General features: G+C 47.4%; 15 protein-coding genes and 1 riboswitch. All 15 genes read right to left on the bottom strand.

Annotated elements, in window-relative coordinates; translation table 11 throughout:
* Window positions 1-18 precede the first annotated feature (18 nt).
* Window positions 19-786 (bottom strand): adenosylcobinamide-GDP ribazoletransferase, encoded by a 768-nt coding sequence (locus tag HNQ56_RS07170; protein WP_429144141.1) that lies wholly within the window; start codon window positions 784-786, stop codon window positions 19-21.
* Window positions 786-1,430 carry a bifunctional adenosylcobinamide kinase/adenosylcobinamide-phosphate guanylyltransferase gene (locus tag HNQ56_RS07165; protein ID WP_429144139.1) on the bottom strand — a complete coding sequence of 215 codons (645 nt, stop codon included), beginning with the start codon at window positions 1,428-1,430 and terminating at the stop codon, window positions 786-788. The genes HNQ56_RS07170 and HNQ56_RS07165 overlap by 1 nt, the downstream gene beginning before the upstream one ends.
* Window positions 1,431-1,479: 49 nt before the next feature.
* Window positions 1,480-2,580, bottom strand: coding sequence for a nicotinate-nucleotide--dimethylbenzimidazole phosphoribosyltransferase (cobT, locus tag HNQ56_RS07160; RefSeq protein ID WP_429144137.1), 1,101 nt, complete (start codon window positions 2,578-2,580; stop codon window positions 1,480-1,482).
* 71 nt (window positions 2,581-2,651) lie between these two features.
* Window positions 2,652-4,199, bottom strand: a complete 1,548-nt coding sequence (locus HNQ56_RS07155; protein WP_429144135.1) for a cobyric acid synthase — start codon at window positions 4,197-4,199, stop codon at window positions 2,652-2,654.
* 98 nt (window positions 4,200-4,297) lie between these two features.
* Window positions 4,298-4,466: riboswitch (cobalamin riboswitch) on the bottom strand.
* Between the two features lie 224 nt (window positions 4,467-4,690).
* Complete coding sequence (locus HNQ56_RS07150; RefSeq protein WP_429144133.1) at window positions 4,691-6,295, bottom strand: response regulator transcription factor; 1,605 nt, start codon at window positions 6,293-6,295, stop codon at window positions 4,691-4,693.
* A 92-nt stretch (window positions 6,296-6,387) separates the two neighbouring features.
* Window positions 6,388-7,788: an ABC transporter substrate-binding protein gene (locus HNQ56_RS07145; RefSeq protein ID WP_429144132.1), complete on the bottom strand. Its 1,401-nt coding sequence runs from the start codon at window positions 7,786-7,788 to the stop codon at window positions 6,388-6,390.
* A gap of 63 nt (window positions 7,789-7,851) precedes the next feature.
* Window positions 7,852-8,688, bottom strand: a complete 837-nt coding sequence (locus tag HNQ56_RS07140; protein WP_429144130.1) for a carbohydrate ABC transporter permease — start codon at window positions 8,686-8,688, stop codon at window positions 7,852-7,854.
* The gene (locus HNQ56_RS07135; protein WP_429144128.1) at window positions 8,681-9,625 is read right to left on the bottom strand and encodes a carbohydrate ABC transporter permease; all 945 of its coding nucleotides are present in this window, start codon (window positions 9,623-9,625) and stop codon (window positions 8,681-8,683) included. The genes HNQ56_RS07140 and HNQ56_RS07135 overlap by 8 nt, the downstream gene beginning before the upstream one ends.
* Before the next feature lie 131 nt (window positions 9,626-9,756).
* Window positions 9,757-11,385, bottom strand: a complete 1,629-nt coding sequence (locus HNQ56_RS07130; protein ID WP_429144126.1) for a DUF6259 domain-containing protein — start codon at window positions 11,383-11,385, stop codon at window positions 9,757-9,759.
* A gap of 78 nt (window positions 11,386-11,463) precedes the next feature.
* Complete coding sequence (locus HNQ56_RS07125; RefSeq protein ID WP_429144124.1) at window positions 11,464-13,218, bottom strand: sensor histidine kinase; 1,755 nt, start codon at window positions 13,216-13,218, stop codon at window positions 11,464-11,466.
* Between the two features lie 175 nt (window positions 13,219-13,393).
* Window positions 13,394-15,331 (bottom strand): ADP-ribosylglycohydrolase family protein, encoded by a 1,938-nt coding sequence (locus HNQ56_RS07120; RefSeq protein WP_429144122.1) that lies wholly within the window; start codon window positions 15,329-15,331, stop codon window positions 13,394-13,396.
* Window positions 15,332-15,559: 228 nt separating this feature from the next.
* On the bottom strand, window positions 15,560-18,016 hold the full coding sequence (locus HNQ56_RS07115) for a glycogen/starch/alpha-glucan phosphorylase (protein WP_429144464.1): 2,457 nt from the start codon (window positions 18,014-18,016) through the stop codon (window positions 15,560-15,562).
* A 212-nt stretch (window positions 18,017-18,228) separates the two neighbouring features.
* Window positions 18,229-19,386 carry a TraB/GumN family protein gene (locus tag HNQ56_RS07110; protein WP_429144120.1) on the bottom strand — a complete coding sequence of 386 codons (1,158 nt, stop codon included), beginning with the start codon at window positions 19,384-19,386 and terminating at the stop codon, window positions 18,229-18,231.
* Window positions 19,387-19,451: 65 nt separating this feature from the next.
* The gene (locus tag HNQ56_RS07105) at window positions 19,452-21,215 is read right to left on the bottom strand and encodes an ABC transporter ATP-binding protein (RefSeq protein ID WP_429144119.1); all 1,764 of its coding nucleotides are present in this window, start codon (window positions 21,213-21,215) and stop codon (window positions 19,452-19,454) included.
* Complete coding sequence (locus HNQ56_RS07100; RefSeq protein ID WP_429144117.1) at window positions 21,205-23,019, bottom strand: ABC transporter ATP-binding protein; 1,815 nt, start codon at window positions 23,017-23,019, stop codon at window positions 21,205-21,207. The genes HNQ56_RS07105 and HNQ56_RS07100 overlap by 11 nt, the downstream gene beginning before the upstream one ends.
* Window position 23,020 lies beyond the last annotated feature (1 nt).

Raw genomic sequence — 23,020 nt, 5'->3', positions numbered from 1 at the left:
GCTTTCACTGGCAATACACTAGATCAATCCTGCAATACGGCAGCCTGCTATCATTACTATCATCACACCTTCGCAAAGAGTTACAAAGTATCCCGCCGTATCTCCGGTAATCCCGTTCAATTCCTTGTAGCAGCGATGACGGTAATAAGCGAAGGTAAGGATTGCACCGCCAGCCACGGCAATTCCGGTCCACAGTGACAGCCAGACCATCCCCACTACGCACAACAGCAATTGGACGTATAGCCATAGCTTCACATTTTTTTCATGGGCTTTGCTGGAAAACAGATACAGCAGCCCTTCCTTTTTGGCATTGCGCAGGGTTACCGCCCCGATACCGCTTAAGGTGCGGGACAGATAATAGCCTGCTCCCGCCATAATCAATGCCTTAAGGCCGTTGATCCCGGAAAATGCTCCAAAATAGATCAGATAATATATGACAAGCTGTATTACCGAAAATGCTCCGATATGGGGATCCTTTAATATCTCCAGCTTTCTTTCCCTGCTCTGGTAGGAATGGAAGGCATCCATGGTATCCATAAAGCCATCCACATGAAAGCCCCCTGACACCAGCAGAGGAATAACCGTCCCTATCGCCGCATACAGGACGCTTCCCAATTGAAACCGGGCGCAGAGCATTCCCCACAGTACGGTCAGCCCCCCGATTACCGCCCCGACCCAGGGAAAGAAGCAGAGAACATATTTCATATTCTCATCCTTCCACTCCAATTGGGGAACCGGTATCCTGGAGTACATGGAAAACGAAATCAAACAAGCTTTAAATAACATTATGCACCCTCTTTCCGGCCCCGGAACGCCTCCGCCGACAGCAAAATATGATGCCGGCTTCCGGCCGCCGCTTCCAGCTTCACCGGCACCGGAATACCGGCCACCACCTCAATCACCGCATCCGATACAGCCGCCAGCATCCCGTTCACTCTGCCCAGAGCTCTTATATAGCTCATGGTCGCAGCATCATATTCTATGCCGTCCTCAAAAACATTGTTGGTAACTACAATAAGATGCTTCAATCCCCCGGCCAGCCGCCGGATCTCTTCACTGATCTTTGAAGCAGTCTCTTCCTCCGGCCTTTGACCGGCTTCCGAAAACATTTCATTTGCCGCAAGGTTGGACATACACTCCAATAACACCGTGCTGTTCCCAGTCTCTATTCGCGTCAGGGCTTCCGTGATGTTGGAAGGCTGCTCCAAAGTGATAAAGCCTTTGCCTGCTCTCAGGGTTCTGTGCCTTGCCGCTTTTCTCTCGCCTTCCTCATCATAGACCTGCATGGTTGCCAGATAATACAGCGGTTCCCCGCCAGCCAGCGAGACCGCCGCTGCTTCGGCATAAGCCGACTTGCCGCTTCCGCTGCCTCCCATTACCGTTACGATCATAAGTATGCCCACGCCTTTTGCTGTGCAAACTTCCGGCATGGACCCGATCCCCCCTTCGTTGATCTATTCTATTTCTTTCAGCCTTCCTCTAATCCTTTACCGGATAGCGGGCATACTGCTCCATCCGGTAATCCTCAAAGGTGGTCCGATTCTGATACACCGTAAGAACCATATCCAGTAATGCCAGCATCATTACCGCACCCGTGCCCTCTCCCAGGGCCAGGGAAGCATCCAGCACCGGATGCAGACCCAGCTCCTCCAGAATCTTCCTTGCGCCCGGCTCCCGGCTCTTATGGGAGGCAATCATATAATCCCTGGTTCCGGGAACCAGCCTCTGTGCGGTCAGCGCCGCCACCGCACTGATCACTCCGTCAATGACCACAGGGATGCGATGCATTGCGCCTCCGATAAATACTCCCGTTAGCCCGGCGATATCGAAGCCTCCCACCGTCGCGAGAATGCGAAGGGTGTCCTGGCTGTGAAGCTGATATTGCTCCAGCGCCTCTTTGATCACCCTGCATTTATGCTCCACTCCGCCGGCACTGAGCCCGGCTCCTCTGCCGGTGACCTCTTCCACCCCACAGGGAAGCATCGCCGCTGCCATAGCACTGCTGGTAGCCGTATTTCCAATTCCCATCTCTCCGGTTGCAAGTATCCTGTATCCCCGTTCCGCACATTCCGATGCAATGTAGATGCCGGTTTCAATGGCTTTTAAGGCCTCTTTCTCAGACATGGCCGGTTCTCTTTTGAAATTCTTCGTGCCCGGAGCGATTTTATAAGAAAGGAGCCCAGGGATGGAACCCCTCTGATTAATCCCAATATCCACAGGCAGCAGGTCTACTCCCGCCTTTTTTGCTATCTTGCAGACAGAAGCGGCTCCCTTTACCAGATTCTCCGCTACAATCGCCGTAACCTCCTGGCCTGACTGGCTCACCTTCTCCTCTACAATTCCATTATCGGAGCACATAATGATAACCGCTTTTTTAGACAGATCCATCTGAACGGTTCCCGCCATTGCACCGATTCTTGAAATGATTGCTTCAAATTCCCCAAAGCCGTCCAGCGGCTTTGCAATTTGATCCCAATTTTCCTTGACGGCCTGCTGCAGAAGTTTATCCGGCGGATCAATATGAATACCTTCCAACTCTTCCCTTGTCATACTTCTTTCCGCCAATCTTTTATCTGCCATGCTTCTAACTGTCATATCTCTCTCTGTCATGCCTCTCTCTGTCATACCTCTCTCTGTCGTGCCTCTCTCTGTCATGCCTCTTTCCAGTTCCCTTCCAGCATCCGGTAAATCGCTTTTATATCCAGGTATTCCCTCAATGTCTCTGCCAGCTTGTCATACTGGGATTGCTTAAAGCTTTCATAATCCATGGTAAGCCCATTTTCCAGGAACATTCCTTCTTCCTTTGACATACCTGCTTCCATGGACAGCCCTTTTCTCCCCGCAAGGGCTCTGATAATTGTCTCTGCTGCCGTCCCTTCGTCAAAGATGCCATGTACATAGGAGCCATAGATATTGTCTGCCGCAATTCCGTCTTCCTTGCAGCCTCCCCCTGTTTCATTCTCCAGAGCGCAGAGGCACCCGCTTCCCGTATCCACCTTACTAACGCCCATGTGGATTTCATACCCCTTCATTTTCATTCCGGACAGACCGGACAAAATTCCCGGCAGCTTTCCAAAGCTCCCCCTTACCTGGGTCCGTATCTTCTCCCGCTCCATAACAGTATTCATGGGCAGCAGCTCCATTCCCCGGATTGTACCGCCTTCCTCAACACCGTGAGGATCGGCTATAGTGCGTCCCAGCATCTGGTATCCTCCGCAGATTCCGAAGATAACACTTTCACCCCGGCTTTTTTTAACCGCTGCCTCCAGGCCGTTCTGCCGCATCCACCGCAGATCGCCGATGGTATTTTTACTTCCCGGCAGGATAATCATATCCGGATGGCCCAGCTTTGAAACAGAAGCCACATACCGGACGGATACTCCCTGAATTCTCTCAAATACGGAAAAATCGGTAAAGTTAGAGATCCTGGGAAACCGGATTACCGCAATATCGATCCGGCCTGCTTCCTTATGTTCAAACCGGTTTGTAAGGCTGTCCTCATCCTCCAGGCTGAGGTTCATATACGGAACCACACCGACGACCGACACACCGCTTCTCTCCTCCAGCATAACCACTCCCGGATCCAGAATCGATTTGTCTCCCCGGAATTTATTGATCACCAGTCCCTGTACCCTTGCCTTCTCATGCTCCTCCAGCAGCATCAGGGTTCCAAGTAGTTGAGCAAAGACTCCTCCGCGGTCAATATCTCCTACCAGCAGAACCGGCGCATCCAAAAGCTCTGCCAGCCCCATATTGACAATATCATTCTCCTTCAGATTGATTTCTGCCGGGCTTCCAGCTCCCTCTACGACGATGATATCCGCCTGCTTCTCCAACTCCTCGTAGGCCCGCTTTATATCTGGAAGGAGCTTCTTCTTGTAGGCAAAATAATCCCTTGCTTTCATATTCCCGACTACTTCCCCATTGACAATAACCTGGGAGCCTACATCATTGGTGGGCTTTAATAAAATGGGGTTCATCAGCACCGACGGCTTTATTCCGGCTGCTTCCGCCTGCATCACCTGTGCTCTTCCCATTTCCAGCCCCTCTTCCGTAATATAGGAATTGAGGGCCATATTCTGTGATTTAAAGGGGGCTACCCGGTAGCCGTCCTGCTTAAAAATTCTGCACAATCCGGCCACCAGCAGGCTCTTCCCCGCATTTGACATTGTTCCTTGAACCATGATTACCTTTGCCATAATAAAAAACCTCCATTGCCACAAAAGGCATGGAGGTAACAGGGCTTGCTGATTCATTCACAGCAATCCCATAATTACATACCAGTTTCTCGTGGCTGTCTTCAACTTCATCTAAGGCAGGTCTCCTGGCTGAAAGATCATCGCTCACGGCAGCCTTCCCAATTTAATCAGTGGCTTGTTTGCCGCAACTCCCTTATCACAGTGACGAGTTCGTACAGGATTTGCACCTGTTTCCCTTTTCATCAGAACCAAGCGTATGCTCTTATACAGGCTTCCGCCAACATATGCTTTCTGACACCTCAGATGTATTCAATTTGTTTTATATCTCTGTCATTATATAATAGTTTCTGTCATTTGACCAGCCTTTTTTAGAAAGCGACTTTGAAGAGGTTATGAATAAAAAACCGCAGGCCTTCCAGCAATTTGTAAAAAAGAATTTACAGGTAGGGGAATTCTCTCAAAACAATTGGCGGAAGGGAAAATACTCCTGTTCAAATTTTGTTACAATTCCTTTTATAATCCGTGGGCGTCATCTTCTCTTCTTCTTTAAATATTTTGCAGAAATACCGATAGTCACTGAGCCCCACATCAATGGCTATCTCCTTGATTTTTCTGTCCGTATGTTCCATCAGGAATTTCGCCTTCTGTATTCTATAGCGATTAATATAAGAGATAAAATTATCCTGTAATTCATTCTTGAACAATCTGCAAAAATGATTCTTACTCAGTCCTACATGATCCGCAACCTCTTCCAGTGTAATATTGGACTGATAGTTTTCCGAAATAAATTCAATCGCCTGTTTTATTTCGATCCTCACATTGGAGTGAACCAGCGCTTCCTGCCCTTGCTTCAACAATTCAAGCACGAAGTTTTTTAACCCTTCATAAAGCTGTGAAAGCTTATGAAAAGCTCCCGGCTGCAATGCCGCCTTTTCATCCTCTAATTTTACTCCGGTCTCTCGGAGAGCAAACTTCATACGCTCCACCAGATTGCCGGTAACCTGATAAACCAGCTCCGGATCATACAGCTTTTCCTGAAATAAATCGAACAGCTTCTTCAATTCATTCAGGCAAAATTCCGCCTGGCCGTTCACCAGACTTTTCAAAATCGAATTCAGAAGCCTGCCGGTCAGTTTCTCATCCTGTCTTTCCGCAAGGTCAAGGATATCTCTATTGGTGTATATTCTATTTTTATCATAATAGAAGCAGGACACAAGCACCTTTTCCATATTGCGGTAAACCTCGGACAACTTCGTATGGGGCGATCCAAACTCATTCATTACCAACGCTGCTTCTATTTTCTCATTCACAATCAATTTGTTATAGATATTGGTTGATATTTGATAGATTGCGTTAAAAACCATAATCGTACTATTACTGGTTAATTTATAAAGAAGAACAAATTGGGAAGGATTAATCTCTATCAAATAGTTCTCGGCAAAGACCTCTTCATAATCCTCCAGAGAATCCTTTAAGGAGGTGAGTCTTTGAGACACATATTTCCTGTTCTCTGCTTCATCGGAAAATAATTTCACCAAAATCATACTGTAGCTGCTGTCCGTAATATTCAGCTGAAGCTCCTGGGCTTCCCGCAATAACTCAGTTGAAGCAGAGGCATTCCAAAGATATCTTCTCCAAAAGGAAACGGTCAGGCTCTCTTCCCCCAGCTTGCTTAACCGGTTCATTCTGATTGTCTCTAATCTGGCCTGTGTCTCATAGGCTATTTGCCTTTTAGTATTCAAAAGGAGAGCCAGTAAATTATCCCGTTCTATCTCAAATTTTAAAATATAATCGGTTGCACCTAATTTTAATGCTTCTTTTACATATTTAAAGTCGTCGTAATTGCTGACTACCAGGCATTTCGTGTAAGGGTACTTCTTCATCGTCTCCCGGATCAATTCAATTCCATCTCCGTAAGGCATACAGATATCGGTGATCACAATATCCACCCCTTGAACCTCATCCATCCGTTCCATTGCCCCAAGGCCGTCGGAAGCTTCCCCCACAAGCTCAAACCCGTGCTCCTCCCAGGGAATCAGTAATCTCAAATCCTTTCTCAGGAATGGATCATCATCAACAATGATAACTTTACACATATACCCGTTCCTCCCCATCAGCAATCACTTATAGCAATTCAAAGCATCATAAGCAAATTGCTTATCATGCCTTGAATCAAACACACTATTAATTACTTGTTTTTCTCGGCGGCCTTTGCGGCTTCTTCCTCCACATAAGCCGCTGCCTTGTCGGCAAATTCGTCCGAAGTAATATCTCCCAGCAGCCATTCATCCATTACATTGTTAATCTTCTGGTCCGCCTGCTCATAATAGTCATTATACGGTACTCCCAGCACATGATCAAGTCCGTCTACAAAAGCCTGCACATCCCCGGCACTTGCCTTTTCTCCCAGCAAGGTATTAATATTTTCATCCAACACCTTTCTATGAATGGGAAGACCTCCAACCGCGGTTGCCGCCAGAGCACTCCAGGCCTCTTCGCTGTATAATGCATTCAAGGCCTCCCAGGCTTCCGCTTCATGCTTGGTACCCTTGCAGATAAAGAAATCATCCACGAACATGGAGGCATATGCCTTTCCGTTGCCCGAGGGTACCGCCGCGATTCCTACATTGAAGTCCGTAATGCTCTTCGCATCGGATAAATACCAGGTGCCTTCCACCGTCATGGCAATGCGTCCTGCCTTGAACATATCCCAGGCGCCCATGATCTTTGTGTCCGTCGGTCTTGGCATGGATTCATCCACTTTGAGCATATTGTCAAACCATGCATAAACTCCTTTGGTAGCGTCGCTGTTCAGAGCACAGGTTCCGTCCGCATTGAATACATTAACTCCGCCATTGCTCATAGAATACATTCCCATATATGCCATGTACGGACCCGCTGAGAAACCGAATTGCTTAGCTGCGCCGCTTCCGCTGGTAAGCGCTTTTGCCGTCTCGGCAGTCTTGTCAAAGGTAATGGAATTATTCCAGTCCGTAGAGGGATAGGGCAGCCCTGCCGCATCAAACAAATCTTTATTATAGTACATCAGCATGTAATAAATTCCGGAGGGTAATCCGTAATACTTCCCATCCACATAGTTTGCGCCCTTTAAGGACTCTTCAAAATAATCTTCTAGGTTAAGATCCCTCTCCACATAGGATGTGATATCCACCGCCTGGCCCTTATTTACTACCGTAGGCATAAAGGAGTTGGCAATTCTGGCAATATCCGGCGCTTTGCCTGCCGCCATCTGAGTGACGATCTTCTGATAATACTCCGGCCAGTCGGCTGCCGCCTCTTTTACAATCTTGATGGAGACATTGCTGCCCTCTGCGGCAAGCTTTTTGTTGGCCGCTTCTACCATGGCGGTCCATCCATGAAGCTCATTTGTGGAGTTCATAACGGAAAAGGTTACTTCTACCGGTTTCTTCTCTTCTCCTTTGGTACCCTCCTGGTTACTTGGATTTTTTCCTCCCGCCGGGTTATCCGAATCTCCCGACGGTTTTGTATTGTTGGCACATCCTGCCAGGGAAAAACAGAATACTGCCGCCAATACCAGTGCCACTACTTTTTTTGCTGCTCTTTTCATTTCTGACTCCTCCTTTTTTATTGTCAAAATCATGAGAATTGCCTCATAATCGTAAGACCTTCGTTATCCTTTTACGCCTGACATGGTGATGCCTTCCACAATATATTTCTGAGCCGCAAAATATACAAGGGCAATGGGAAGGATCGCCACCACCGCTGCCGCCATCAGCAGCCCCCAATTCACCGTATAAATAGACCGGAAGGAATTAATGATTAAAGGGATTGTATATTTTGTTTCGTCACTGAGAAAAATAAGCGCTCCGGTAAAATTGTTCCAATTACCGATAAACTGGAATAATCCCAGGGTCACCAGTATCGGCTTGCATAACGGAAGCATAATGCCCAGATAGATACGAAAATGATTACAGCCGTCCAATCTGGCCGCCTCTATATAGGAATCCGGGATGCCCATCATAAACTGCTTTAGCATAAAGGTACCATAGGCATTGAATAAAATAGCCGGTACCATCAGCGGCAGGTGGGTATCCACCCAGCCAATTTTACTAAAGAGAATAAACATTGGTATCAGGCATACCGTTCCGGGAATCATCATGGTCGAAATAAATATGCCGAATATTTTATCCCTTCCATTAAAATTAACCTTTGAAAAAGCATACCCTGCCATAGAGCTTGTAAAAAGAGTTCCTGCCGTAACGCCCACCGCAATTTTCATACTGTTGAGAAAAGCGCGGAGCATGGATACCTCATCGGAAAATACTGCAATATAATTTTCAAAGGTGATGGGCCATGGGAGAATAGAGGGCGGCATCTTAAATACATCCTGGGGCAGCCTCAGGGAGGTGGCAATCATCCAGTAGAACGGAAAGATGGCCAGGGCGGAACCGCAGAGTAAAATAATATGCTTTACAAGAGAGATCAGTATGCTGTTTTTTCTACTCAATATAATTCACCCACTTTTTTGATAGTTTGAAGTTCAATGCCGTCACGCTCCCGAGAAGGAAGAACAATACAATGCTGGCCACAGCTGCTTCTCCCATATTAAACTCCTTAAAAGCCTTAAAGTAGATATACATGGAAAGTGTGTAGGTGGAATAAGCCGGACCTCCTCTTGTGAGAACAAAGGGCTCTTCAAAAATATTAAACACACCGATCAGCATTGTGATAAAGACAAAAAAGGTGGTGGACGACAGCAGGGGAAGGGTTATGTGACGGAAGGCCCGGAATCTGCCCGCCCCGTCAATACTGGCCGCCTCGTAATAAATATCCGGAATTCCTTTCAGACCTGCCAGAAAGATCAGATAGTAATATCCCATCATTCTCCAGGAGTTCATTATAATAATAGCAACCTTTGACCAGGAAGGATCACTCATCCAGCCGGGTCCTTTGATCCCCGCCATCTCCAGCACCTGGTTGATAATACCAAAATCCGAGGCAAACAGCCAGTACCAGGTCAGGGCAATGGCAACGGTTGTTGTGATGTTGGGAAGGAAGAACGCTCCTTTATAGAAGTTTAACCCCTTTATTTTTTTATTGGTCAGCATGGCAAGCCCCAGGGATATTGCCATGGTAAGCGGTACAATACCGACTACAAAGATCAGGGTGTTCCAGATGGTCTTTACAAAAACCTCGTCCTTCAACACATATTTGAAGTTCTGCAGCCCGACCAGCTCCGGCTTATTAATAAAATCCCAATTGGTAAAGCATAAATAAAATGACATAAAAATAGGGAATATGGTGAAGCACAGCAGGCCCAGGACCTGGGGAGAGATCAAAACATATCCCCAGAAGTTATCCTGCCTTGCGTACTTATTCTTTTTCTTTTTCGGAACCCTGTGTGGAGTAACAGCGTTCTGATTCATGGTATTTTCAATGCTCAAGCACTTTGCCTCCTTCAATCCTTTCTCCGCCCAGCCGCCCTTTGAACTGTAACCTTTTTCTTTAAATCAAGTATATCCCTTTTCCCTGACGCTTGAAATTGGCACAAATTATTATTATGTGCAAAATATTATCAATTTCCAAGGTATCTCCTGGCGTATTCCTTCGCATCATTAATAATTTTCTCCACACCTTCGGGATTTTTCTCTATGGTATCCTCCACAATTGTGACAGTGGGAATAATTCCTTTTCTCAGGGGCGAATCGATAATGGGATTATACCCAAGCTCATGCACTCCCGTGCTTCCCCTGCCCGGATCTCCCAGACACAGATGGGCAAAGGATCTGGCATATTTGTCAAAGAGCGGAGCATAGGGTTCATCGTGCCAGTGCAGCACCCCTTCCGTATGCCCGGACTGTGCCAGGGGCAGGATTGCACTCATGGCGTCATACCAGCCCTCTCCCGACACCAGCATATCCGGATTATTTTCCCTGATTCTTCTAATCAGTTCCGAAACTCCCCGGTAATCATCAAAATTCGCTTCATTGGTCCACGCCGCGGCAATATCCAGAAAGATCCCGTCAAATTGGTATTTTTCATTTAAGAAAGTGATCTCTTCCACCAGCTTGGTCTGCCAGGCAGGCGCCCCCGGAGACAGGATTGCATTGCTGGCGTGCATATAATGCCTGGAGCCGTCCCAATCCACAGAACCCGCGCCAATACCGCCCGATACATTGGCAGAGAGGCCCCATCCGCCCCATTGTTCAAAATTCTCTATGCAGCGGTTCACGATATTCATTCCCACCATCAGCATGACTCGTACCCCAAGCTTCTTTAATTCGTACATCATCGCCTGGAATCCGCTCTCTCCGCCCATACTGTCATCCGGCTCATAATGCCCGTATTTCCAGTAATATCTTCCGTCCCAGCCGGGAAGGTAGATCAGAATGCGCTTTGCATCCATCCGTTTTGCCAGCCACTTTGCTCTTTCTACCACATCCCTATAATCATTGAAGGTGTAGCCTGTCCAATGCTGCATATGAACGGAAGCAATTAAGGATATTTCCCTGGCCCAGGCCGGCAAATCCCCGCGTTCCTCCCATGATGTCAATCGGAAGGCCTTCTCGGCGAATTCCTGATGAAGCCTGGTGATTGCTTCCACTGATTCGCAATATCCTACCTCCCAGGCTGGCACCTCCACCGCACAGCTCATCTTGGCCCCGGTCTCTTCAAACATCAATTCTACCGTCAGGGAATCCTTCTGTTTTAATACGGCAAATCTTTTTTCACGGACCATAGGATCCAGGGACCGGAAATAGATGAACCGGCCGTCCACGGTACGGATCACCAGCAAGGGGGAATATAAGCCTCTCCAGCCGCTGGGATAGGTATAAATCAAACCCTCCTCCGGTATCCGGACAGACGGACTCTCCCTCAAATTCACAATCTCTCCCATGGGAAGATCGAAAATAGAGAGCTTCACTGTCCGTATTGTTTTTTTCATCCTGGCATCGATACCGAATTGCACACAATCATCCAGTTCCTTGCTTAAGACACGCACTGCCCCTTCTGTTTTTCTTTGCCCTCCTGCAAAAGAAAGCCCATTGCAAAGAATCCTCTGCTCCCGGCTCTCTTCCTCTGTGATACAGGCCGTCCCATCTAATGTATATACATTCTCGAATGTATATACATTAACGCCAAAGCTAAAGCCGCCTGCCTGAAACCGGGGACTATGAAAATCAAAACTCAAATCATGCATCATGACACCTCCAACTATTTTCTATTACAGATAGATGGTATCACAGATGGGCTTTTCATCACTATGACATGATCTTATCGTTTAGTGCATTAATTTATCAAGAAAGGGGAGGGTTACTGTCACCTTGGTTCCTTCCCCAAGTTTACTGGTATAATAAAGGCCGTATTCCTCTCCGAAATTCATCTTAATGCGTTCCTCAATGTTTTTTATTCCGATCCGGGAGAATCTTCTCTTTTCTTCACTGTGATGGTTGATTAATTCCTCCATGTTAGAGGGCATTCCCTCTCCATTATCCGTGATTTCAATAATTAGGTGGCTCTTGTCCCTGCTTCCCCTGACAACAATTTCGCACTCTCTGTTCCTGACCTCCCGGAACCCGTGCAGTACGGAATTTTCTACGATTGGCTGCAGGAGGAAACGCAGGATATAGGATTCCATCACCTCTTTTTCCATATTAAATTCTAATAACAGCGGCTGCTCAAAGCGATATTGCATAATCTGTATATAGGCATCCAGGTATTTGATTTCCTCCCCCAGGGTAATAAAATCCGTTCCCTGGCTGGCGCTCACATAGAGCAGCCGGATCAATGCCGTGGTCATACTGCTGATATCCTCTGTCTGACCCAATCTTGCCATGGCCTTAATGCTATTTAATGTATTATATAAAAAATGAGGTGTGATCTGGGCCTGAAGCGCCCTGATTTCAAAATCCTTCTTCAGCTTCGCCTCTTCTTCAACCTCAATAATCAGATCCTCGATCCTGGTGATCAGAATGTTAAAGCAATCCGCCAGAACCCCCAGCTCATCCTCCCGTTTTATCCCTACCTGGACATATTGCGTATCCTTGTTGAACTTGTTCATGGCATAGGACAATTCCTTAATGGGCCCATACACATCGCCGTAGACATAAAAGGCCAGGGCAGTGACAAAGAGAAAGCAGACCGCAAGAACAATGATCACGATTCTCGGAAGCTGGTCTATGGGGCCCAGCATATTCTTCTCCGGCATCGCATAGCATATTTTCATACCGTTAATTCTGGTACTGGACACAAATAAACGGTATTTCTCCCTCTGGGATACCACCTCAAAGCTTTCCTCTTTTTCCCCAAGCTCTGCTTTTCGTTGAATATCCTCTGTAAAAAATCTCCGGGTGATTCCCTCCTGAGTTTCATAAAGCACATCATTATTTTCATCTAACACAAAGATATATTCATTCTCATTTACCACCATTTCCTCCGCAATGGTTCCTAACTGCTTATTATTGAAGCCTACAACGGTAACGCCGATCACTTCCTCGGAGAATTGCTCAAATACCGCCTGTGCCGCCACAATATAGCTTTTTTTATTGGAGCTGTCCATCATCACACTCCAGACCAGGGAATTTTTACTTTCCAGCGCCTCCTGTACGATGGGGATTTTTTTATAATCCGACTGGTTTCCAAGAATATAATCTCCCCGGAAAATCGGGTATCCGTCTTGATTCATCGGAAGCAGCATAAAGGTATCCACCTTATTGCTGCCGATACTGATCAGGGAATCGATGCGGGAGGTCAGGATGAGAATGTGATCATAATAGTTCTCCTTCATCTCATCCTTTTGCAAATGCTTCTGTGTATATTGATTGGTATTTATAGAAAACACGATACTTTCCAGCTCCCCGAACCATTCATCGTAATTTTCAACGCCTGCTATAACCTGCTGTGAAACTCTCTTATCGTACTCCCTCAGCATGTTGTTCGACATAATATTATAAGATACAATGCCCAAAAGCAGCAGCGGAATAATGGATACCAGAAAGAATATAACAATAAGCTTTGTTTTTAAGCTTTTTTTCATAAAACATTCCCCCCTTCCCTTATGTTAACAGCTCCGGAACTTATCTTTCCCGTCAAATTAATTATATCCTATCCCCTTAAATGCAAACAATATATGAAACGATATAAATAATCGCCGTTCCATATATTAGTCTGCTGCGGATGCGGGCGGTTTTGCGACGCATCCCGTTATTGAATTATTTTCCGCTTACTTTAAGGCCAATTCTGGTTGCTTTCTCTGTAGCGATGAAGTAGATTTCTCTTAAATACCAGCCGGTGCTTACCCCCCAGTAACCGGAAAACACTTCCGGATTTTCTGTCGGAACCACTTCCTTATAAACCAGTTCACTATTCTCTGCAAATAACTGTACCCGTGAATTCTCCCCTGTGATATATGCCGTTACCTTATACACCTCTCCCGGTTCCAGATCATCTAATTCCATGTACAGGGCTGCATCCTTCGTCTCTTCCGTGATTTTAACGGTTCCCCGGTATGCACCTGAATTTGCAATTGTTTTCTCATAGGTGGAAGGGTCTTCCGGATTATAAACCCCTGCTGTTTCCGCAAGGACCTGGATGGTCTGATCCTCACTGTGCTTCCAGTGCTTCAGACTGCCGCTTTCAAAGTCGTAATTATCGAGAATTACCGCTTCCGGGCGAAGGAACTCTTCACTGGCAATTCTATAGATACCATCATCGATATTGCCGCCCCGGGCAGCAATGAACCGCTCCGCATTCTTTTGATACAGCTTCACAATGTCCGTGATTTTCTGCGTCTCCGGATAATCATTCATGATATGGGGCGTAAAGCCTTTATCATTAATATAAATTCCTTCTCCGTCCTGATATATCCTCTCCTTTACAATGTCCGGAGTTCCTTCCATGCCCTTTATAATTCCCATGATTCCTAAGACAGCCGCTGTATAACAGTCCGAATCGGCGCCCATAACCCCGCTTAACATCCCTGTGGTATAGTAGTCATTATTTCCATACAGAATCGCTAATACGGACAGACCAAAATTAAGATCCGCCGCACATCCCAGATCATCGATATCATAATAATCTTTTACTGTCTTCCCCAGTTCATTGGCTGCCTTCCGCCAGTTGGTATCTTCCTCATCATTCAGCGGGTTGGGATCGGGATATTGTTCAAAGAGTTCCTCGCATTTTTGATAAATCGTATACAGCCAGCTGTTCTTAGGCAAAATCCCATTCGCCGTCTTACGAAGGGTATCAATGCTGCTGTCTTCAAAGAATGCCGCGGCATACATGGCACTCCAATACTCCGCCAGCATCAGAGCTTCGCCGTCTCCTGTGGTTGACCCCATGATATTGCCCAGCTTTGCCGCCGATTGGGGCATGCCGGGAAGAAGGATGCCCAAGGTCTCATTTTCAATATAGGCTTCCGTGCACCAGTGGAACAGATTGCCTGCCTCCCAGGTTCCGACAAAGGGAGGCGCATAATTATCATCCTCCGGGTACTTACTCATAAGATACATGGCCCGGTCTCCGCCGCCCCAATCACTTACACCATATTTTAACCATGCGCTTTTGATTGACAGATATGCTTCCTTCCTGACGTTTTCATCGGCAAATTCTGTTTGAAGCAGGCGGCAGTAAGTATCTATGTTTTCATCAATCATTGTCTGGTTAAAGATATCCATATGCAAATCATCATCGGAAGCGAGCTGTCCTTCCTTCCACAGCCTGTTTTCCCCCACGCTAACCGCCTTACCGTCCCAGCCGTTATAATGGTCTCCTCCTCCATAGGGACCATAGGTAATATCCTTGAGAATGGATAGCGGTGCTCCCAGCCTGTTACTTGCAGGGTGCGCAACCTTAATGAACTCAAAGCCGGTTGTTAATCCTGCCAGATGTCCCAAAACACCGGCTAATGCCTTATCATAATATACATCACGCGGTATTTCCTTTACCGCTGTTGATCCCAAAATACCCTTTTGTGCCTTTTCAACATAAAGATCATCGATTGCTCCCCATCCCGAATAATTATTTTCCTGTGCGATCATTTCATTCTCCTTTCCCATTTCCTCCTCCTGGATATCCGGCTGCTTCCCGCAGCCGGATGCCGTAAGAATATAGATACCTGCCAATACTAACGATATAATTTTTTTCAACTTTGAAGCCTCCTGTTATCTATACTTTGATCAGATCCGTAATCTGTGCTTCATCATATCATTATTTAGAAGCCGCCCTAAAGTATATGATTTTATTAAAATAGGTCTAATATTATCAAAAAGGCTGCTGCTATGGGATATGCCTGCTTTTTGCATCCGTATCTTTAAACACAGGGAGATCAGGAGGCTTTCTATATCCTCCTGATCTCCCTTGATTAATATCCCTGGCTACAATTCAATTTGTACCTTCTGCAAATGCCAGATATCCCTGACATACTCCTCGATGGTTCTGTCCGAGGAGAATTTGCCGCAATGGGCAACATTCAATATGGCTGACCGCGCCCACCGTGCTCTGTCGCGATAGGCTTTCTCCACCTGCTGCTGCGCCGCTTCGTAGGAACGGAAATCCTTCAGGGTAAAGTATTGATCGGTGCGCTCTCCGCCTGTGGTCTCCACCAGGGAGGAATAGATCTCCCGGAACAGTTCGGGATTCCCAGGGGAATAAGTTCCGTCCACCAATTGGGTGAGCACTAACCGTATGCCGCTGTCTGTGTCAAAGATTTCCCTGGGATTATACTGACCGTTCTGTTCATAGGCAATCACCTCATCGGAGCTTAGGCCAAAGATAAATGCATTCTCTTCGCCGACCTCCTCCACAATTTCCACATTGGCCCCGTCCATGGTTCCAAGGGTCAGGGCGCCGTTAAGCATGAACTTCATATTACCGGTTCCCGAGGCTTCCTTGCTTGCGGTGGATATCTGTTCCGAAACATCGGCTGCCGCAAAAATCAGCTCCGCATTGGATACCCGGTAGTTCTCAATAAATACCACTTTAATCCTGCCGGCAATGGACGGATCGTTATTAATCACATCTCCCACGCTGTTGATCAGCTTTATAATGGCCTTCGCCCTGCGGTAGCCGGCGGATGCCTTTGCCCCGAAGAGAAAGGTCCTGGGGTAAAATTCCATCCCGGGATTGTTCTTTATCTTATTATATAAATGCATCACGTGCAAAATATTCAGGAGCTGACGTTTATACTCATGAAGACGTTTCACCTGGACATCAAAAATCGAGTCGGGATTTACTTCAATATGATTATGCTCCCTGATATACTTCGTTAGTCTCAGCTTATTCCGGCGCTTTATCTCCAGGAACTGTGCCTGGCTGGCACTGTCCCCCGCATAAGCCGCCAGTCCTGCGATACAGGGAAGGTCCGTAATCCAGCCGTCGCCGATACGCTGCGTTACCCAGGAGGCCAGCAGGGGATTCCCATGGAGTAGGAATCTTCTCTGGGTTATGCCGTTAGTTTTATTATTGAATTTCTCCGGCATCATTTCATAGAAATCCTTTAATTCCTGGTGCATTAATATCTGAGTATGAAGACGTGCCACGCCATTTACCGAAAAGCTTGCCGCAATGGCCAGATGGGCCATCTTCACCTGGCCGTGATAGAGAATCGCCATACTCTGGACTCTGGCTTCCTCTCCCGGATATCTGGTCCGAATCTGCTCTACAAAACGCCGGTTGATCTCCTCTACAATCTGGTAGATTCTCGGCAGCAGCCTCTGAAACAGCTCCTGGGGCCATTTTTCCGATGCCTCGGACATAATGGTATGATTGGTGTAGGCACAGGCCCGGCTGGTCACTGCCCAGGCTTCCTCCCAGGTCAGATAGTATTCATCCAGAAGAATCCGCATCAGCTCCGCCACTGTTACCGTCGGATGAGTATCATTCATCTGAAAGCAAACCTTTTCATGCAGCTTGCGGATGTCTTCATGATTCTCCATGTATTTTGCCACGGCACGCTGGATGCTGGCAGAGACGAAGAAGTACTGCTGTTTCAGCCGCAGCTCCTTACCTGCATAGTGATTGTCATTGGGATAGAGCACCTCACAGATGGTTCTCGCCAGATTCTGCTGCTCCACGGCCTTGAGATAATCGCCCTTATCAAAGGAATCCAGATTAAAAGTATCGATTGCCTCCGCATCCCAGATACGGAGGGTATTGACCACATTGTTTCCATAGCCCACTACCGGAAGATCGTAGGGAATGGCCAGCACGGACTGGCAGTTCTCCTGGACGAAACGGTCCCTGCCGTCCTCCTGCCTATGGACACTGACATGTCCTCCGAACTTAACCTCCACTGCGTATTCCGCTCTTTTCATCTCAAAGGGATTGCCGTCCTTTAACCAGTCATCCGGCCTTTCCACTTGAAAACCATCCACAATCTTTTGCTTAAACATTCCATATTTATAACGGATACCGCAGCCATAGGCGGGATATCCCAGGGTGGAGAGGGAATCCAGGAAGCATGCCGCCAGCCTTCCCAGTCCGCCGTTTCCAAGGGCTGCATCCGGTTCCTGATCCTCGATGACATTCAAGTCCAGTCCCAGCTCCTCCAAAACCTCTTCCACCACCTGATTGGCACGAAGATTGATTATGGTATTGCCCAGGGCCCTTCCCATGAGAAATTCCATAGACAGGTAATAGACGGTCTTTACATCCTGCTTTTCATACTCCTTATGGGTTGCCATCCACTGATCTACTATAATATCCTTGATAGAATATGCTACCACCTGGAATAATTGCTGGGGGGTAACCTCTTCTATGGATTTGCGGTATAATAATTTCACATAATTAACTATACTTTTCTTTAACTCTTCCTTTTTGACTTCCAAATTGATGTTCTCCTTTTGCAGTGATTAATGCAGTATGCTGCATTCTACTGTATTTTCCTTCTTTGTTCACATGGCTGTTGTGCTGTAATTATTCTGTCATAACCGTTGTACCATTACTGTCATGCAATTACTGCTGTCTCATACAACTGCTGTGATACATCTTTTATTGAGCACAGCAAAATCTTATCATTTTATGCTGTTTTTTCAATTATTTCTATCTAAAACAGGTTTCTGATCAGGCTGGTGCCTGCGATAAAAGTACCGAGGGAGGCTCCCAGGTTGGCCATGAACATGACTAAGATCGTTTTAAGCAAACGGTTTGTAAAAAAGCCTTTGATAGAGAAGATATCCGTCTGAACATTCTGCACATCCTTTACCGTAGGCTTTTTTATGGTAGCCTCAACCAGCCCTGTAAACCATCCGCAGGCCAGCAGCGGATGCAATGTGGTCAGCGGTGCCGCAAGAAATGATGTCAGAATGCTTAAGGGATGGGGAATCGTTACTGCCGTAAAAGCAGCCGCCAAAATCCCGGTCCATAACACCCATGCTGATAATTGCTGCAAGCCGGTTTGTATATTGATCACAAAGGAATAGATCAAGAGCCCGGTGATCAATGCGGGAATGATCCAGCCAGCCACTTTCGACCAGGGGCTTTTCGGCGGAACCGTGGAGATTTCTTCTATATTCCGGTCGGTAAAAATTTCTTTTTTTATCCCCGGCACATGCCCGCCGCCCAATACGGCAACGATCTTCTTACCGGGCGCCTCCTTGATCTTGGCCGCCAGATATTGATCTCTTTCACTGATCAGTACTTCTCCTATTTTAGGAAAGTCCTTCTTCAATCCGGCCATTGCCGCCTCCAGCATATCCTCTTCCAGCATTTTCTGCAGATCATCGCTGGTGATATCTGAATCATCCTCGGAAGTAAACAGCAAATTCACTAATAATTTTGATTTATCCCATAAATTTAATTTTCTCCAAATGCGCAGAAAGGTGGTCTGGATGCTGCGGTCTGCCAGCACCAGGGTCGCACCGGTCTCCTTTGCGCTCTCCATCCCTTGGAGCATCTCGCCCCCCACAGGGTTGCCCAGCTTTTCAGCCATCTTCTTCTGATAGGAGCTGAGGAAGAGATTTGCGGCCATAAATCCTACCTTCTTCGCCTTAATTACCTTGATTAGGTCCGTATCCTCCCAGACCTTGGGCTTGATCAGGTTCTGGTACCTGTCTTCATCCAGCTCAATACAGACGCTGTCGGGACGTTCCTCTTCAATCACCTTCTTTACCAGCTCCGCACTTTCCTTTGATACATGGGCGGTTGCGATCAAAAGGATTTCCTTGCCCAAATAATCTATTCTCGTTACATTGTCTTCTCCCATTGAATTTCCTCCATCTAATGCAGCTGTGATATCTGCGTCTTATATTGATTCAGATCGGTATTGATCTAAACTGCAAACTGGCTCTGATACAGCCTGGCATAAAAGCCGTCCTGCTCCAGCAGCTCCTCATGGTTCCCCTGCTCCACTACCTTACCGTCCCTCATGACAAGAATGATATCCGCCGACTGGATGGTTGACAATCTGTGGGCCACAATAAAGCTGGTCCTGCCCTTCATCATCCTGGCAAATGCATTCTGTATCTTAATCTCTGTTCTGGTATCGATGGAGGAGGTGGCTTCATCCAGGATCAGCATCGGCGGCAGGCACAGCATCACCCTGGTGATGCACAGCAGCTGCTTCTGCCCCTGGGACAGGCCGTCCCCATCCTCGGTAATCCAGGTATCAAAGCCCTTGGACAGCCGCTTGATAAAGCTGTAGGAATGGGCATCCCTAGCCGCCTGTATGATCTCTTCCTCCGTGGCATCCGGCTTTCCCATGGTAATATTATCCCGGATGGTCCCGCTCTTTAACCAGGTATCCTGAAGCACCATTCCATAGGAGCTTCGCAGGCTTCCCCTGGTGATCTCTGTAATATCCTTCCCGTCCACCAGGATGCTGCCGGCATTCACCTCATAGAACCGCATCAGCAGATTAATCACCGTGGTCTTGCCGCAGCCCGTGGGCCCTACAATGGCAACCCGCTTTCCGCTCTCCACCTCCAGATTAAAATCCTCGATGAGGCTCCGGTCCGGCGAATAGGAAAAGTCCACATGGGAAAGCTCCACCCAGCCCTCTACCTCGGACAGCACATGGGCTTCCGCCGCATCGGGAAGCTGGGGCTCCTCTTCAATCAGTTCCAGAATTCTCGCCAGACAGGCCAGGGCATTCTGCAGTTCTGTGACTACTCCTGATATCTCATTAAAGGGCTTGGTATACTGATTCGCATAGCTTAAAAAGCTAGCCAGCTGTCCTACACTCAGCCTTCCGCTTAAAACAAATAAGGCTCCGCTGGCTGCCACTCCGGCAGATACCAGATTATTCACAAAACGGGTGGAGGGAAAGGTGATGGAGGAATAGAAGATTGCCCTCATGGAGCTGGTCTTAAGCCTCTGGTTAATCTCATCAAATCTCCTCAGCGCTTCCTTCTCATATCCAAATGCCTTTACCACCTTTTGTCCGCCGATCATATCATTAATGAGGGCGGTATGCTCTCCCCGGATCTCGGACTGCTGCTGGAACATGGAATAAGTACGCTTTCCTATATAACGGGCCACAAACAGGGAGAGGGGGGTTAATAATACAACAATTAACGTAATATACCCATTGACGGAAAACATGATGCCCAGGGTTCCCAGAATGGTAATCACGCCAGTAAAGAACTGGGTGAAGCCCATCAACAGCCCGTCCGCCAGCTGATCCACATCCGCAATAACCCGGCTCACGATGTCTCCGTGGGAGTGTCCGTCAATATATTTCAAAGGTAATATTTCAATCTTCTGAACTGCTTCATTTCTAAGATCCCGGGTGATATGAAAGGTGACCTGGTTGTTGCAAAGGTTCATAATCCACTGGAATACTCCCGTAATTCCCACCACTACCGCTATTTTCACCAGAATAACTGAAATCCCTTTAAAGTCAACCTTACCGGTACCTATGATCTGGTCAATGGCATTGCCCACCAGCACCGGAACATACAAAGTGGCTGCCACCGTAACCGCTGCCGCCGCAATGGAAGCCGCCAGTAAGATCCGGTAGCGTCTCAAACGCAGAAGTAATTTTGCTATTGTCCTTTTATAGGAACCAATATTTTTTTTCTTATTATCTGCCACCGCCTGCCGCCTCCTTTTGATACTGGGAATAATAAATCTCCTGATATACCTGGCAGGTCTCCAGCAGCTCCGTGTGAGTGCCAATCCCGGCAATCTGCCCGTTTTCCAGTACAATAATCTGATCCGCATGGAGAATGGAGGAGGTTCTCTGGGAGACGATGAATACCGTCGGAGACGGCTCCATTTCCCGGATTGCCTTTCTCAGTCTGGCATCCGTGGCATAATCCAGAGCCGAGGCGCTGTCGTCCAGGATCAGAATATCCGCTCCCTTGACAATAGCTCTCGCAATGGTCAGGCGCTGCTTCTGTCCTCCCGACAGATTCCTTCCCCCCTGCTCCAGCATGGATTCCAGCTTTCCTTCCCGCTCCTCTACAAAATCCGCCGCCTGGGATATCCTCAGCGCCCGGTACAACTCCTCTTCTCCGGCTTTTCCGTTGCCCACCAGGAGATTATCCCGGATGCTTCCCTGGAACAGCTGGGCCTTCTGAAGCACCATCGACACCTTACGGCCCAGAGCTTCATAGGTGTATTCCCGGACATTGACCCCGTCCACCAGCACTTCCCCGGCTGTGGCGTCGTAGAATCTCGGAATCAGATTCACCAGAGAGGACTTTCCTGATCCTGTGCCGCCAATGATTCCTACCGTCTGCCCCTGCTTCACCTGAAAGGTAAGACCGGACAGGGATTCTCCTCCCGCATTCTGATAGGTCAGGCTCACTCCGCGGAATTCTACGGCATATTCCGAGCCTCTGCCGAAGCCGTTCCGGTTGTTCCCCTGTATGTTGCCTTCCTGCATGCCGCTTGTTTTCATGCCATTTTCCCAGGATTGGGCACTTCCGTCCCAGCTGCCTTCCTGCATACTGCTTTCCTGTGAAAAGGTATCTGCAATTCGATTCGCGCAGGCCAGGGCCTTCGTTATAGTAATAATTAAATTGGCCAGCTTGATCAGCTCTATCAGAATCTGAGTCATGTAATTATAAAGGGCTACCACCTGCCCCTGGGTCAGAATACCGCTGTTTACCCGGACTGCCCCCACCCAGATTAATATCATAATGGCGCTGTTGATAATAATATAGGTGATAGGGTTCATTAACCCGGATATCTTACCGGCATGCTTTTGGAGGGAGGTCAGCGCTTCGTTGGCAGCTTTGAACTGAGCCAGCTCCGACTCTTCCTTATGAAATGCACGGATTACCCTTACGCCGGACAGATTCTCCCGGATTATGCCCAGGAGCTTATCCAGGCCCTGCTGGATTTTTTTATACATGGGCTTCGTGATCAGCATAATTCCGAATACGATCACGGACAGCACCGGAATCGTTATCACAAAGATCCATGCTGATTTCACATCAATACGAAAGGCCATGATTGCCGCACCGCATACAATGAAGGGTGAGCGCATGAAAAGCCGTAATACCATATTGACTCCGTTCTGCACCTGGTTGACATCGCTGGTCATCCGGGTGATGAGAGTAGAGGAGCCCATGGTATCCATCTCGGTAAAGGAAAGGGATTCTATATGTTCAAAAAGGGAATGTCTTAAGGAGGTTGCCACACTGACCGCCGCTTTGGAGGCGAAGTACTGGGCTGTGATAGAGCAGACCAGGCCGACGACGCACAAGCCCACCAGCAATAGACACATGCGGATAATATAAGAAACGTCCCTGTTATGGATTCCTATGTCAATCACCGCCGCAATTACCAGCGGTACAAATAATTCGAATAATGCCTCCAGCATTTTAAACAGAGGCGCAAATACACATTCTTTTTTATAATCCCTCAAATACTTTATTACATATTTCATT

Source organism: Anaerotaenia torta (genome assembly GCF_050433395.1).
Lineage (GTDB): Bacteria > Bacillota > Clostridia > Lachnospirales > Lachnospiraceae > Mobilitalea > Mobilitalea torta.
The sequence above is the reverse complement of the archived record's forward strand: the minus strand, read 5'-3'. Positions and strand labels throughout refer to the sequence as shown.